Here is a 16,033-nt window from a genome sequence, read left to right on the forward strand (position 1 = left end):
AGCGGTCCTGTACGCCGTCTTCGCAGTTGTTATCCATGTCAAGAGGAAGCTTTATCTGCCGCTGCTTCCGAGTCGGACAGGTTGTGTCGTGCTGTAGGCAGTGGTTCTTTGACCCTTGAGGGGCGTCCCGAAATCATGGCGGATCAACCTCTTTTATTGCAAGGGTTTCGTGGGCAAATCAATGGGCCATGGAAAGCTGCAACCGTCACCCACCGCTATGAAAAACAAAGCGGATACACCACAGAAATCACACTCGAGGCACCAAACAAGGGAAAAGAAAGCAACAAAGAATAGAAGCTGGGCTGGTTGCCCAGCCAACGGGAGAAGTTTAGCGACCAACCCGTCCGATGCAACTCAACTCAACATCGCAGCCACTTCTTCTCACTTAAAGCAATGAGAAGACGGCGAATATAGATGGAAGAGTGTTAAAAAATAATGGATATACTTTGTAAAGAAATATTTAAATCTGTTGATCCTATCACACCAGCTGCTGCTTATATTGGAGGCAAAGTCAGGTTAGCCAAAACCATTGTCAAAATGATCGAGGATATTCCACATAGCATTTATGCGGAGCCTTTTGTTGGTATGGGGGGAATATTCTTTAGACGAAAATTGATTCCCTCTGTTGAAATCATCAATGATTTCTCAGGAGATGTGGTGAATTTTTTTCGGGTGTTACAACGCCATTATCACCCTTTTATGGATCTATTGGAGTTCCAGATCAGTAGCCGTGAGGTGTTTGAACGATTACGTACACAAGATCCAAATAGCCTCACGGATTTGGAACGGGCTTTGCGGTTTTTATATTTGCAGCGTTTAAGTTTTAGCGGGAAGGTAGCCGACCGTACGTTTGGAGCTAAAAAAGACCGTAGTGCACAGTTTAATCCTTTGAAACTTGAAGGCTTATTAAAGCTTATTTACCGTCGTTTAGCGAGTGTTACCATTGAACATTTAGACTGGTCTAATTTTATTATGCATTATGATCGACCAAACACCTTATTTTATCTTGACCCGCCTTATTGGGGTGTTGAGGATTATTATGGAAAGGATTTGTTTAAGCGAGAAGATTATCAGACGATGTCTGCACTTCTTTCGCAATTAAAAGGGAAGTTTCTTTTGTCTCTCAATGATGTGCCAGAAGTTCGAAAAAGTTTCAGTCAATTCCATATAAGAGATGTGAAAACAGTTTATTCGTGTAACTCTTTAAATAACACAATTGCTGGTAAGGAGCTCATCATTACCAATTGTGATTAGGAAAAGAGAAAACGATTCACGAAAGGGGCTTTAAATGATCTTTGAAAGGCCTTTGAAGACCCTTTGAGAACACCTTTAAAACTCTTTGAAAAAAAATGAATTGGTACAAAACCTAGTGGCAAAATATACAAAACCCGCTGGCAAGCTACACTACAGCTGGCAAGCTACAGGCAAGCTACATACAATACAACTGGCTGGGGAACTTGGATTCGAACCAAGATTGACGGAGTCAGAGTCCGCTGTTCTACCATTAAACTATTCCCCAATAATCCAACTCCGCGATTTTTAGCAGATTCTATAATGCACGCAAGCGCAAAAAATCTTTAGATTATCGATAATAAAGAGCGATAGGGATGTCATTGATCATTTGGATTTGAATATCGACATCATAAACGTCTTTAAGAATTTCTGGTTGCATAATTTCTTTTGGAGTTCCACAATAGGCTGCTTTCCCATTTTTCAATGCAACAATCATATCTGAATAAGATGAGGCGAAATTAATATCGTGCATAACAATAAGAATGGTTTTTTTCAGTTCATCAGCTGTACGGCGTAGCTGCTTCATCATGGAAACGGCATGTTTCATATCCAGATTGTTTAATGGTTCATCTAAAAGAAGATAATCGGTATCTTGACAGAGAACCATGGCGATAAAAGCACGTTGACGCTGACCGCCAGAAAGCTCATCTAAAAAACGGTCTTGTAAATCTTGTAAGTTCAGATATCGTAGTGCACTGTCGATAAATTGTTTATCTTCATGTGTATACCAGCCTTTTGAATAAGGATAGCGTCCGAAACTTACTAAATCGTACACGGTTAAACGGAAGGATAAAGGATTATCTTGACGCAAAATTGAGAGTTTTTGAGCCAAAATATCGTGGGGCATTTTATCGATATCAAAGCCGTCAATGTTAATTGTCCCTTGATGGTGCGGTAAAAGACGTCTTATGAGCATTAAAAGAGTTGATTTTCCCGAACCATTGGGGCCAATCAGAGAAATAATCCCCCCTTTGGGAAGATGAAGGCATAAATTATCGATAATCAATCGTGCTCCGTAAGCCTTGGAAAGATGATTGATCTCAATCATTTTAGTTTTCCCTTCATCAGTAACATTAAGAAAACAATTCCCCCACAAAACTCAATGATAAAACTTAAACGTCCTGCCATATGAAAAATTTGTTCTAAAATAAATTGTCCACCCACCAGACAAATAATAGCCAATAATATTGCAATAGGGACAACAACACTGTGTTTTGTTTGAGGAGAAAGTTCATAGGAAAGATTGGCAACTAACAGTCCAAAAAAGGTGACGGGGCCTACCAATGCGGTGGAACTTGATACGAGAATGGAAACAAAAATAAGGATAGCTGTCGCACTTTTGTGGTAATTAACGCCAAGATTGAGAGCATTTTCACGTCCCAAAGCCAAAATATCAAGAAGATGACGTGAACGCCATCCAATCAAACTTACAATGAAGACAATGATTGTGGCAAAGCTTATTAATGACGTATTGAATTTATTAAAATTTGCAAACATGATGTCCGTTAAATTCATCATTTGGTCTGGATTTAATTGCAATTGCATAAACATGCGTAAACTGAAAAAAAAGCCGCCTAAAACAACACCAATTAAAAGCGTCAAGTGAAGCCCTTTTAAGCTTCCTGAAAAGAGCCAGCGAAAAAGACTTGTTGAAAAGATAATGAGAATGAGGGCTTCGAGAATGAGCTGTCCTTCTTCATTCAAAAAGGGCAAAGAAAGAGAGCCTACAAAATACAGCAGGATAGTCTTTATTAAAATATAAAGCTGATCAAATCCCATAAGTGAAGGGGTAAGAAGACGATTGTTAACAATTGTTTGAAATAAAACCGTAGAAACGCTTATTGCATAGGCAATAAGGAGCAGAGAGATAAGTTTTGTAAGGCGAAATGTCCATGTATAAACATTGATATTCCACGCCATGTAAAGACTAATGACAGTACATGCCGTGATGATAAGCGTCGTTAATACACATATTGTTTTTTTTCTATCCAAGATGCTTTCTCCAGCGTAAAAGGAGTATTATAAAAATAAAACTACCGATCACGCCCATCATGGTGCTGATGGGAATTTCAAAAGAAGGTTGAATGATTCGTCCTAAAAGATCACAAATCAAGACCAATCCTGCGCCGCTGATGGCTACCCAAGGAGCGGTATAGCGCATATTATCTCCCATAAAACTTGAAACAATATTTGGAATAATCAATCCAACAAAAGGGATACGGCCAATGGTACAGACGACAACAGCGGTAATTGAGGCGACAATAAAAAGACCAAAAAACATGACAACACGATAATTCAATCCAAGGTTATTGGTTAAATCTTCTCCCAAACTTGCAACCGTAAAGCGATCAGCCGTACAATAGGCAAGAATACAAAGGGGAAGGGATAACCATAAGAGCTCATATTTTCCTTCAAGAACCATCGCAAAACTGCCAAATAAGTAAGCTTGAAGAGAAGGAAGTAACATTTCATAATCTGCAATGGCATTGGTTAAAGAGCCAATAATATAGCTTAGCATAATCCCTGTAAGGGGTACAATGAGAGCAGATTTTAGAGGAATGCGTCGCAATAAAAACATAAAAAGTAAAGTGCCTGCCATGGCAAAAATTGTCGCAACGACCATTTTTCCTAAAACAGGAATATAGGGACAAAAAATCATAATAAAAAGAATGCCAAGGGAAGCAGATTCAACGGTTCCGGCGGTTGATGGCTCGACAAAGCGATTGCGTGTTAATAGTTGCATAATCATACCTGAAAGTGCAAGTGCTGCGCCTACTAAAAGGATTGCAATGGTACGAGGAAGACGCGTTTGCCAAAAAATAAGCCACGCATGGGGATCGGCTGCGAAAAGGTCAGAAGGTGTGACATCAGAATAACCAACAAAAATGCTGAGGATAGACAGGAGGACTAGAAGTGTTATGGTTATCCAGTAATTCTTCACGTTAAATCATTTTCTAACAAAACTTAATAAAAAAACAAAGGTTATTTTATAAACAACCTCTGCTTTTAAATTTTATTCCTATAGCAAGCAAGCTCTTTCGTGCGCTTATTTGCTCTTTGTAAAGGCTTCATTGATCTGTTTAGCGGTTTCAATGAGTGCCGTTAAACCACCATTTGCACGATACCAGCTCCAAGAGTCCAAATAAATAATTTGATTTTGTTTGCTTGCTGTTGTGCGGTGCACTAGCTCGTTGTTAAGCAGTTGTTCTGCCGATTGTCCTTCGCGTCCAATAGCTGCATCGCGATCAATCACCAACAACCAATCAGGATTGGTCTCGAGAATGAATTCAGGAGAAATGAGTTGTCCATGTTTTTGCACGGTAAGTTTATCGGTTGCAGGGGCAATGCCAAAAGCGGAGTGGAAAATATCGAAACGTGATTTTGGTCCGAAAGCACTGATTTTTCCACCAGAGGTCATGAGTATGAGCCCAGTGCCTTTTCCTTGGGTATTTTTACGGACTTCAGCAAAAGCTTCATTGATTTTTGCAATTTCCTTTTCTGCTTCTTGTGTTTTACCAAAAATTTTTCCAAGGACAGACACATTTCGTTTTATATCTTCAAGAGAATTTTCGTTTTCTACTGTTAGATCAATTGTTGGGGCTATTTTGGATAAGTCTTTATATTTTGCTTGAGTTCTGGAGGAAATAATAATCAAATCGGGTCGAAGAGTGGCAATTTTTTCATAATCTGGCTCAAAAACGGTTCCAATTTTTTCATATTTTGCATTGTCAAATTGTTGCAGATAGGAAGGTTTTTTTCCTTCAGGAAGGCCGATAATTGCTTGGATACCAAGGCGATTCATATTATCTAGCGAGGCAAGATCAAACACAACAACCTTTTGTGGAGAAGCGGGAACAGAAGTTGTGCCTGAAACATGATTAATCGTTACATTTGTTTGAGTATTCGTATTTGCAATACCCGTCTGTGTCCATAAAACCGTTGCAAAGCTAATAGCAACCAGTAAAACAGAAGTCACCCATTTCATATGTTTTATCATCATGATTTTATCCTTTTATCTGATATTACAAGGGTTTGCGCATTTAAAAACCTGAACTTAGGCATTTTTATGCACAAAATGATGCGCCAATAAATAACACTATGTTGTAAAGTTGACTAACATATGTTACAAACTGTTCACTTACCTCATTTTCACTTAATTCTAGTGTTTTTGCAACATTATTTAGAAAGTTTGACATATGATCAATGTATTAAAAAAGCGTACAAGTCTGTATGCACTGACAACAAGTGCTTTCTTCTTTTTACAAGGTGTAGATATTTCTGTAGCAAACAATCCTGTTCCTGTTGCGGCGAAGAAGGGAGATGCGGCCGCTGTTCAGGTTTATACGTGTAATGCTAAGAGTTATAATCTAGAGAATTCGCCGATTCTCTGTGCGGATGGGGAAAAACATACCATAAAATATAGTGGTATTCAGGCAACAAAAGTTGATAGTCATGCAGTAGAGGTGCGCCCAAAAATAACTGTTTTTGATGATCAGCAGAATGGCGCGCAACAGCTGATTCGTGTTAATATGCGGACGAAAGGGACAACAGTGAATCTAAATCAGGTAGGGATTCGTAATGATGTACCTTTTGACAGCATTATGGATTATGTTATGGCGCAAGATATAGACTTGAGTAATAATTCTGGAGTAAATTCTGAATTAGATGGTGGAAGTGCTGTCGTAGTAGGGATGTCGTCACGGGTTAATTTAACCAATTCAGGAATTAAGAATTTTGTTGTTGGACTTGAAAGTAAGAATGGTGGGAAGATTTCCATGGAGGATGGGAGTGTGACCCGTGTTCGTCATGGTGTTATGTCTTTTTCTCAATCGTTTGTTACATTAAAGGATACTCTTTTTGATGTTACAGAGAGTGTTGTGAGAAGTGTTGACTCTGGAGTAAGCATGAGTAAAGGGCAGGTGTCTTTGAAAGAGGGCGGGATAGGGTTCATGGCAGAGAGTAAGGGGGCTATTGTTGTAACAGACTCTCAAGTTGCGGTTTTTTCAGATTCAAGCTCCGATGAAGATGTAGATGAAGAAGATTTAGATGAACATGAAGGCCCTGACAGTGTTGGTTTTCTGTTGCAGGATGGGTTCATGGCCTTTAATAAATCAAAGTTTTCGGGTGATGATACCGCTTTTATATGGATTCGCGATCGGTTCTTTAATGATAATCCACGTAGTAATTTTTCTGAGGCGCCTAATGATCTTGCCGATCTACTGCGTGATAGTCAACCAGCAGATAATCAGTTTTTTGCCAACGTTGATGGTACTCTGTCTTCGATTTTAGGAGATCAGAAGGGGAAGATGGGTGCGTGGAGACTTGATGCTTATATGAGTGAAGCAACGGTTATAGTAGACGGATGGGAGTCTTATGGTATATACTTTGACAGAGGAAAAGAAAGTGAAGAAGAAATTGAAAAGCAAGAAGAGAGGAACAATGAAATTGTAGAAGTTTTACCGGAAGCACGAAATGTAAGGCACTTGGTTTATTTGAACAAATCTTCAATCACCGCATCAGCTGGTTTAGGCATTTATGGTGAAGAATCGGAAGGGATTGTTGTTTTAGATAACAATTCTAGCATTAATAGTCGTGCATTATTGAAAGCTAGTTTGGGTTCTACACTATCAGTTTTTGCTAATAATTCTAAAATTTTTGGGTCGGCTGACATTGATGAGAGTTCTAAGGCCAATTTTTATCTAAGCGGGGGGGCAGGATGGTATTTGGGACGAAATGTGTATACAGGTTGGAAATCACCAGAAGGTAATGCTAATTGTGTAGATTCGTGTATTTCATCGATTACTCTTACAAATAGCTCTATTGGATTTATACCTTTCAGCAATGGCGTAAACGGTTTAAACAGTCGTTATAGAACCCTTCGTATTGGAAATGGAAATGGGACGGTTTATAAAGCCTCTGGAGATTCTAAACTTTACTTAAATGTAAGTGCATCGCCTCTTAATGTTCAAACGTCTGATAGGCTTTTGATTCATGGTAATGTTGACGGAAAAACTAAAGTGTATGTGAATGACAAGCATCTATATGAGGTTGTAGACAGACAAGTACCTCAGAGAAGAACACTGGATCCAGATGGAGAGCATAGGAATAGTAAGTCTAGTATTTCAATTATCCAAGTTTATGGAAACGCCAACACAGATTCTTTTACGTTAGCAGATGGTTATGTTACGTTAGATGACTCGCCTTATCAGTACGTTCTTCGTGCTTATGGTCCAGTTATTGCTCCAGGGATGGAGTATTTTGATGCACGGTTGGCAAAGAATGAACAGATTTGGGATTTCCGTTTAGAAGGTAAAATACAGAATAAAGGCAAGCAAGGCGGTGAAGATGATAATGTCGATCCTTCTGCATTCGACAGAGCTTTGGCAAAATATATGAGTTATGATATAAATTATCCGATATCGGGTGATCCTGAGTTTGTTGATAAGCTTTTGAAGGCTTCTGGAAGGGATGTATTTTCTATTCCTGCTACAGTGATTTTAAATGAAAATGGGGAAATGGCGGGTTACGATTATAGTTATCTTGATGGTATTGAGGATTATGAAGGTTTTGAATTTGAAGGCGGAGACTATGAGTTGCAGACAACAGACAGAGAGGGTGGAGATTTAAATATTGTTCTTCTTCAAGCTTCAAATGAAAATGCTGAGTATGGTATAGTAGAAGAAGATAATGCTGAGTATGGTATAGTAGAAGAAGATGATGAACTTACTCAGGCTGTTACGCCTTCTACTCCTGCATCTGTTGCATCTCCTACGTTGGAGAATTCTGCACTTGCAAGATCTGATACGCCTTCTGCTCCAGCATCTTCTGCTTCGAGGAGTTCTGCGCTTGCAAGGTCTGATACAGGCAGTTCTGATTTAGATTCTCTATTTACAGTGGAACGCACTTCATCTTCTACGTTAGATGTTCCTACTGAGAAGCCTGTTAGCTCAAGTGGGGAAGAACAGAGTGTAGAAAGTTCTGCTTCTGCTACAGGTACTACAGTTGATACTGCTTCTAAGAAAGTGGAAGTATCTAAGGCTTCTTCTACTGCGTCTAAGCAAAAGGAGCCTTCGCCTAAGCAAGGTGGGGCAAAAACTTTAGGACGAGGACGTATTTTAACGATGTCTGAGAAATCTCCATCTACTGAATCTGTAAATACACCTTCTTCTTCTACTAAAAGCCCTGAGGTTGCTTCCTCTATCCAGTCTGTAGATTCTTTAGGGGGAACTCTGGAAACTCCTTCTGCGCTTGTTTATAGTGTGGTTCAGGAAGGTGTTTCTTTTCAGTGTGGTGATGCTACACAAAATAGTGGTGGGGAGAAATCACAAGTTGCTTATTCGTGCAGTGATGGCAAATTATATACAATGAAAGATCTTACACTGAAGGCAAGTGGTAAAACTCAGCATTCTATGCATGCAAAAAATGAAAATACGATTATTAAGTTAGAGGCTGTTGTCATTAGTGGTCTGGATTCTTCTAATTTGAAGAATGGTATTGATTTGGCACAATCTGAGCTTGTGAGTGCTGTGCTTGCAGAAGAAAAAGCAGAGGTTGTTTTGGAAAAAAATTCAACAATTCAATCTTCTGTAATTGGGCTTGAAGCTAAAAGTGGCGGAAAGGTTAAGATGAATGATGGAACGGTCAATGCTCAGTATGTAGGTGCTTTGGCAGGTTCTGGATCATCTGTTAATTTAAAGGGTACGAAAATTAACGTGACGGGGGATTTTGCTGCCGCTGGTCTGGCAAGTAAGGCTGGTGAGATAACTATGGATTCTGGAAGTATTGCTATCGAAAGAGGCGTGGCAGTGAGATCAGAATCTAAGGGCAGCATTAAGTTGGACAAAGTGAGCATTACTGCGAAAAAAGCGCAGGATAAGTCAGATTCCGTAGGAAATTTAGAGCGTGCAGCTTTTCTGTTAGCTGATAATGGTTCTGTTGATTTTAAGAATGGAAGCGTTGTGACTGATGCTCATGCTTTGTGGGTTGTGAATGGTAGTGGGAATGAGGCGGATTCTCCTAGGAAAAAGAGAGCCTCTGATGTTCGTCCTGCTATGAATCACGCAAATATCGAGTCTTCTACTGTTAAAGTGGAAGGTAATGGAACCTATGGTATATACTTTGATGGAGTAACACAGAAAGAAGGAAGTAAACAAACTCGAGGTAAGGATTTAGCAACTGAGAAGGCAAGTGTTGTTAAACGGAGCGCTGTATCCACACAGGAGAAAACACCTATAGGCGTAACAGGGGCAATTTCATTGAAAAAAACTGATTTTGAGGTTGCAAATGGTATAGCGATCTATGGTAACCATTCTGGTGGTCGTGTTTCATTAGAAAATAAAACAACTCTTGCGGGTGACTTCTTATTGAAAGCCGAGAATGATTCGAATATATCGGTTTCGCTTAATAATTCTATTGTTACAGGTGATGTTCGCGTTGATAAAAGTTCTTATGCAAAATTAGATTTGGTCAATAGTTCAGTGTGGATTCTAAAAAGAAGTGCACAGAGGAACTTGGATGTTCTAGATTCAGGATGCGTAGATTCATGTGTTTCTGCTGTGAGTCTTGTAAATAGTGTTATTGATTTTAGAGCTTCGAAAACTCAAGGACAATATCAGACTCTCCATATTGGAAATGGGACAGGCAGAGTTTATGAGGCGCAGGGGAATGTTTTAATTCATCTCAATGCTCGTTTAAATCCTCATGATCCAAGCGATCAACAAGTCACTGATCGACTTGTTATTCATGGTGATGTTTCTGGAAAAACAAAAATACATGTACGAGGTGATGCAGGCAATGTAGGAAATGGTCAGGCGAATGCTAAGATTGCCCACAGTGTTTCAATTATTCAGGTCTATGGTCAAGCAAAGAAAGATTCTTTCCAACTTGATGGCGATTATGTTGCACTTATCAACTCACCTTACAAATATACTCTCCGTGCTTATGCTCCAGAAGCGACTTCGAAACAGGATCATGTTCAGCAGAAATTTGTTAAGGATGGTGGCAAGTTTTGGAACTTCCGTTTAGAAAATCAGTATGTGAAGTCTGTGGGATTTGCTGGACTTCCTGAACAATTTGTCAGGTCTGTTGTGCCACAAGTGCCGACTTATCTTGTCTTGCCTAATAGCGTATTCCACGCTGGTTTGATGGATATCAGTAATCAAAACAAGCAGTTGGAGACATTACGGACAACTTCTAATGGAATGGTCGATGTTCGTGAGAATCCTGCTTTATACTTGCGCGGTTATGGTGGAAGTTACCGTTATGCTTCAGATCTTTCTGCACTTGAATATGGTTACGCAGGTGATCTTAGTTACAATGGTATAGAGGCAGGTGTTTTGCTGCAAACTATTGAAAATGCTGATACTGCTATGTCCTTTGGTGCTATGGGGACTTATGGAAAACTTTCTCTGCAACCTTTGGATGTTGACCAAAGTCAGAAGAGTGCATTTGATAAATGGACAGCTACAGTCTATGGGAGCATGCAGCATGATGCTGGCTTCTATGTCGATGGTCTTTTATCCTATGGTCTGTTCAAAGGTGATGTTCTTACCCTTGCAAGGGGGAAGACAGCGACATTGAAAGGTAATCCTTTGAGTGTTTCCTTATCGGGTGGTCAGACAATTGCTACAGGATATAAGGACTTTGTCTTTGATCCACAGGTTCAGGTTGTTTATCAACATCTTCAGTTTAATAAGGCCCGTGATATTGACAATTTTGATATTGAAATGGGTAAACTTGATCAGTGGGTGGCACGTGTTGGTGGACGCTTAACCAAGGCTGCTACAGGTTCTGAAGGAGTGGATGCTGTTGCTTTCTACGGTAAGCTTTATCTTGCCCATGGTTTTGGAGAAAAACAGTCTGTGCATTTCAATGATGCTTTCAAGTTAGGAGCTTTTGGTTCTTCTCTAGAGGCTGGATTAGGTTTTAACGCCAAATTGTTGCCACAGTTCTCTCTGCATGCTGATATTCTCTATCAACATAAGCTTAATAAGGCTGGTTTTTCGGGAGCAAGTTTTTCCGGAGGAGTACGTTATCAATTTTAATGTAAGGTACAGTATGTACTTTTTAGAAAAGGCAGCACAATGTGCTGCCTTTTTTCTTTATAACAACTTGTGTTGTTCTTAAAAGCTTCTCGTCTTCTTAATGTGAACAAAAAAAGACATAGTTTGTTTTACGCATGAGAGCGTTTTTCTACGCTAAAGTGAATTTTCATAAAATTTTTGCTGTTGATGATGCGATAGAGCGACTTACTTGTATAGACTTTTAAAGAGTGCAGAGAGTATGCTATGCGTTACATTGTATTTTTAGGTAATGTATTTATTTATATAGATAATTTAATTTATTTTGCATGTTGAATGAGAGTCTTGAATACCGTAAGATTCTCTTATTTCAAATCTCTTTATGTTGAATGAATCAAAACCATTCGTTTGCACGTTACAAGCGAAATTAACATGTGGATATAAATTGTGTATAAGAAAAGACTAAAAGTGCCTATAATGCACTGTTTCAAAGGTTAATGGTTGTCGTAAAACCCACGAGCTGGCAAAGTATGTGATGGTGTCGGCGTGCTTCTTCATAAGCATAAAGATGGGGCGGCTCAATGGTTTTATCGTTATACCATTTACGGGCGCTGTCGTGAAATGGGCTTGGAAGCGTTGAGACATATCTCTTAAAAACAAGTATATGAATATGCAAAGCAATGGTTTTCTGTTTTGCGTGAGGGACGTGACTCCATTAAAGAGTGTGACAAACAAAAGCGTGAGGCAATAAACAATACTTCATTAAGGTACCATATTGATGCTTTCTAAAGCTCGTTTTTGAGAGCTTATTTTTCACGGATTTAAATTATTTTTTCATTCATCTCTTTGTGGATTAATTTTTAAAGTTCACAAGGCTAGATTGTGTTTTTTAATTAATTACACGTACTGGTTTTATTTTTTCTTTACACGAAATACAGAATGCATTATACACTTATAAATTGTGTATTGTCATTATTCTCTTATAGATGGTTTTGCGCGTAGAGCTTCTGCCAGGTTTATTGGGATAATTCATTGCACGGTTCAAATGAGCATGAGGCATGTCCTTTTGTTACGCCTTTCATATTTTGAGGGGCAGAAAGGGGTGTTTTGTAAGTGCTTTTGTTTTTAATGAGAGGGGTAGAAAAGTTTCGAGGGAACTATGATTAAAGTTTTTAGAAATCATGTATGTTTATGTGCTTGTACAACAGCTATCCTCTCTTTGTTCCAAAATGGAAGAGAAGTTTATGCGGCTACAGAGGGGAAGGATAGTAAACCTTATGTTATAAAGGTTATCCCAGTTGTCTCTGCTAATTCTTCTCCTCATCTTAGTGGGAGTAATAAGCATAAGCTTCCTCTTAAGGGAGAGAGTGGGGGGAAGGGTTATCCTACTCATCATTTTGGTATTGGCAATAACGATGAGGGTATTCGTGGGGGAAATGATTATCGTAAGCTTAGTGGTGAGGTTGGAGAGAACAACCATAAGGATAATGTAGATAACTCTGCTAAAGATGAGGACTCTGATGAAAGAGGTGTGAAGCCTGCGTTTTATTACTATAGTGGATTATATTATGTATGCGATAATTGCGGGGAGTCTAAAATTGATAATAAATCTTATAGGATTACAAATGAGAACGTTTCCAACTATCCTAGTGATCCTACTGCTATAATGGTGAAAGGAATAGGCACAAGGGTTAGTGGGAAGGATGTAACGGTTAGTAGTCAACTTGCTGATAAAACTTTTCTAATGGGGGTGCATGTATTAGACAACGGTAAGATTGTTTTAGAAGATCCGATTATCAAAAATACAGTTATAGGCCTTCGTGCAAGTAATGGAGTGATTGAGGTAAAAAATGGAAAGATTAAGGAGAGTCATGAAGGTGTTGACGCAACAGAGAAATCGTTTGTTCTTTTGGAAGATACAGAAATTAAGACCGCTAATGGGAACGCAAGCCTTTTAAGTTATGATCATTCAGAAGTTTGGATGTCAGGTGGATCGGTTGATTTTATGAACAGCCATGGGATTTCTTCGATATTAGGTGGAAAAGTAAATCTCGAGAATGTTAAAATTACTGGGAAGGGTAAAGAAAAAAATTCGGATAATCATGCGGTTTTGCGTACGGATTTAGAGGGGAGTGTTAATTTAAAAGGTACTACTATTCGTGCTATGGATGTCCATGGCATATTATTAGAAAATACAGTCGATTCTATTCCTTTGCAGGAAGTTAAAGATTTATCAAATGAGGATTCTGATTCAAAAATTCCTGTGACTGAAGTTAATATGAAATCCTCTTCTATTACCGTAAAGGGTAAGGGATCTTATGGTATCTATTTTCGGGGAAAGAAACCATGGAATGAAGGTGGGGATAAAAAAGAAGAGATTTCATCAGAGGAAGAAAAAGCTCCACCACGATTAGAAGTTGTTAATTTGGATACAACAGAGTTTTCTGTTTTAGACGATACGGCTCTTTATGGTAAAAACGTTATTTCTGGTGCGGTAAGTTTGATGAAAAGCACTCTTCGTTCAGGGAATTTTTTATTAAGAGCTGAGGAAGGTGCTTCTATAACAGTTTTGGCTGATGCTTCTACTCTTGAAGGTCGCACATACGTTGATAAAGATTCTAATGCTGAACTTTATTTGGGAGGTCATTCTACATGGATTTTACCACAACCGTTGCAAAAAGATCAACATGAGGCTGCACATGATTCTTCTATTTCACTCGTTAGTCTTATGGGTGAGAGCTCTCTTAATTTTAAAAGACATGAATCTTCTTCTGCTGATGATTATCAAACCCTTCGTATTGGCAAGGGAAAGGGTGAAGTCTATAGAGCACGGGACGGTGCCTCTATTTCCCTTAATAGCTATCTGAATAGTGGTGGTGCTCTTGATCATCAAAAGACGGATCGTGTTTTAATCCATGGTGATGTTTCGGGAAAAACAATGCTCCATGTGCATGGTGTTGCAGGAAGTCCAGGAGGATACACGGGAAGGGGAGGGAATGATCAAGGTCTTTCAATCATTCAAGTTTCTGGAGAAGCAAAGCAAGATTCTTTTCAGTTGGAAGGTGGTTATGTAGCATTAGAGGGATTACCTTATCAATATAGGCTTTATGGTTATGGTCCAGGGTCTAATTTGGGAAAAGCAAGCACGGATCAAAGATTAGTGGAAGGGAGCGGAGATTTTTGGGATTTCCGTCTTGAAAGTCGATCGATAGATTCTGATGTTCAACCTAAACCAGACCCTCGTCCGACACCTCCTCCAGGACCAGCTCCGGAGCCTCATCCTCGTCCTAAGCCGGGCGTTAAGGCCGTTGTTCCGCAGGTTCCGACGTATCTCATTTTACCCAATGCCTTATTTCATGTTGGCTTGATGAATGTTAGCAATCAAAATAAGCGGCTAGAAGCTTTGCGAATTGCTTCTGGGAACTTATTAGAAAATCGTGAAAATCCTCTCTTTTTTGTAAGCGGTTATGGCGGCAGTCATCGTTATACTTCAAATCTTTCCGCGCTTGAATATGGTTATGGCGGCGAGTTTGATTATAATGCACTAGAGGCAGGTGTTTTACTAAAAGCAATTGAAAATATGTATGGGAGCACTTCTTTTGGAATTATCGGGTCTTACGAGAAATTTTCTTTGCAACCTTTGAAGGTTGAACAGAGTCAAAAAAGTACATTTGATAAATGGTCAGTTGCGGCGTACGGTGGGATGCAACATGATGCGGGTTTTTATGTTGATGGTCTTGTGTCTTATGGTTTGTTTAAGGGTGATGTTCTGACAACTGCACGGGGTAAGACGGCAACATTAAAGGGAAATCCTTTAAGTGCTTCATTGACTGCTGGTAAAACATTTATGGTAGGGGATGATGGTTTTGTTTTTGATCCCCAAGTTCAGGTTGTTTATCAATATCTTCAATTTAATAAGGCACATGATGTGGACGGCTTTGATATTGATTTAGGAAAGCTTCATCAGTGGACAGCACGTGTTGGAGGGCGTTTAACAAAGAGGTTGGTTGCAACGGATGAGGCTCGAGTTGTTTCTGTCTATGGCAAGCTTAATCTTGCGCATGGTTTTGCAGCAAAGCAATTTGTGCATTTTAAAGATGCTTTTGAGTTAGGCGCTTTTGGTTCTTCATTAGAAACAGGATTAGGTTTTAATGCCCAATTGTCTCAAAAATTTGCGCTTCACGGTGATTTGGTTTATCAGCACAAGCTAACGAAAGCTGGTTTTTCTGGGACGAGTTTTTCTGGTGGATTGCGTTATCATTTCTAGCGTTGTTTCTATTTTTGCTAAATCTTTGAAAAAGCCACAAGTATACTTGTGGCTTTTTCTCGTTCTTTATTCGTTTTGTTGTTATAGCATTTTTACAGAGAGTGACTTTGCATATCTTTAAGATGCTTTCTGGTTGGATTTTTTTGTTTTTCTTGAGAAATTTAATGCGTTTTTCAGTTATTGTTGTAAAATATGTAGTTTATAATGATTTTTATATTATTTATAAGGAACTGATTGATAAAGATATTTTTAATGAGAATCCTCCCAATATTGTGCTTGTAATGAATATATAAAAAGCATTCGTTTGCATATCACAAGGTGGATTGGCAGGTGGATAAAAAATTGTTGAAGAAAAGAGTTCATAGATTTTTGTGAATTGTATTAAGAAGGGGGTGATATACAATATTTTAAAGTTGGCAAAAAGAATGCCGCTCTATGTTATCTAAACGTGATG

General features: G+C 39.0%; 7 protein-coding genes, 1 tRNA gene and 1 pseudogene. 4 read left to right on the forward strand and 5 right to left on the reverse strand.

The window, feature by feature from the left end; genetic code table 11:
* Positions 1 to 294: pseudogene (locus tag ACFIMQ_RS08170) on the forward strand (late control protein); the annotation flags it as partial.
* Positions 295 to 435: 141 nt separating this feature from the next.
* Complete coding sequence (locus tag ACFIMQ_RS08175; protein ID WP_375665538.1) at positions 436 to 1,254, forward strand: DNA adenine methylase; 819 nt, start codon at positions 436 to 438, stop codon at positions 1,252 to 1,254.
* A gap of 191 nt (positions 1,255 to 1,445) precedes the next feature.
* Here ACFIMQ_RS08175 and ACFIMQ_RS08180 read toward each other — a convergent pair.
* The 5 genes from ACFIMQ_RS08180 to ACFIMQ_RS08200 all read right to left on the reverse strand — a co-directional run bounded on the left by ACFIMQ_RS08180 (position 1,446) and on the right by ACFIMQ_RS08200 (position 5,290).
* Positions 1,446 to 1,519 (reverse strand) — tRNA-Gln (locus ACFIMQ_RS08180).
* Positions 1,520 to 1,582: 63 nt separating this feature from the next.
* Positions 1,583 to 2,341: an ABC transporter ATP-binding protein gene (locus tag ACFIMQ_RS08185; protein ID WP_375615997.1), complete on the reverse strand. Its 759-nt coding sequence runs from the start codon at positions 2,339 to 2,341 to the stop codon at positions 1,583 to 1,585.
* Entirely contained in the window at positions 2,338 to 3,285 is a 948-nt protein-coding gene (locus tag ACFIMQ_RS08190; protein WP_375703790.1) for an iron chelate uptake ABC transporter family permease subunit, read from the reverse strand. Before ACFIMQ_RS08190 ends, ACFIMQ_RS08185 begins: the two co-directional genes overlap by 4 nt.
* Positions 3,278 to 4,234 carry an ABC transporter permease gene (locus ACFIMQ_RS08195; RefSeq protein WP_375615999.1) on the reverse strand — a complete coding sequence of 319 codons (957 nt, stop codon included), beginning with the start codon at positions 4,232 to 4,234 and terminating at the stop codon, positions 3,278 to 3,280. Before ACFIMQ_RS08195 ends, ACFIMQ_RS08190 begins: the two co-directional genes overlap by 8 nt.
* 105 nt (positions 4,235 to 4,339) lie before the next feature.
* Positions 4,340 to 5,290 carry a siderophore ABC transporter substrate-binding protein gene (locus ACFIMQ_RS08200; RefSeq protein ID WP_375703797.1) on the reverse strand — a complete coding sequence of 317 codons (951 nt, stop codon included), beginning with the start codon at positions 5,288 to 5,290 and terminating at the stop codon, positions 4,340 to 4,342.
* Between the two features lie 199 nt (positions 5,291 to 5,489).
* Here ACFIMQ_RS08200 and ACFIMQ_RS08205 point away from each other — a divergent pair, with 199 nt between their 5' ends.
* Both ACFIMQ_RS08205 and ACFIMQ_RS08210 read left to right on the forward strand, forming a co-directional pair.
* Entirely contained in the window at positions 5,490 to 11,336 is a 5,847-nt protein-coding gene (locus ACFIMQ_RS08205) for an autotransporter outer membrane beta-barrel domain-containing protein (protein ID WP_375703791.1), read from the forward strand.
* A 1,135-nt stretch (positions 11,337 to 12,471) separates the two neighbouring features.
* The gene (locus ACFIMQ_RS08210) at positions 12,472 to 15,579 is read left to right on the forward strand and encodes an autotransporter outer membrane beta-barrel domain-containing protein (RefSeq protein ID WP_375703792.1); all 3,108 of its coding nucleotides are present in this window, start codon (positions 12,472 to 12,474) and stop codon (positions 15,577 to 15,579) included.
* Positions 15,580 to 16,033: the final 454 nt, after the last annotated feature.

The organism is Bartonella sp. AD13SXNS (genome assembly GCF_042196465.1).
In the GTDB taxonomy this organism is placed as follows: domain Bacteria; phylum Pseudomonadota; class Alphaproteobacteria; order Rhizobiales; family Rhizobiaceae; genus Bartonella.

What these genes read in the sequence shown, in the direction of transcription:
- ACFIMQ_RS08175 (WP_375665538.1), top strand. Translation starts at nt 436, where the DNA reads ATGGATATACTTTGTAAAGAAATATTTAAATCTGTTGATCCTATCACA.
- ACFIMQ_RS08185 (WP_375615997.1), bottom strand. Translation starts at nt 2,341, where the DNA reads ATGATTGAGATCAATCATCTTTCCAAGGCTTACGGAGCACGATTGATT.
- ACFIMQ_RS08200 (WP_375703797.1), bottom strand. Translation starts at nt 5,290, where the DNA reads ATGATAAAACATATGAAATGGGTGACTTCTGTTTTACTGGTTGCTATT.
- ACFIMQ_RS08205 (WP_375703791.1), top strand. Translation starts at nt 5,490, where the DNA reads ATGATCAATGTATTAAAAAAGCGTACAAGTCTGTATGCACTGACAACA.
- ACFIMQ_RS08210 (WP_375703792.1), top strand. Translation starts at nt 12,472, where the DNA reads ATGATTAAAGTTTTTAGAAATCATGTATGTTTATGTGCTTGTACAACA.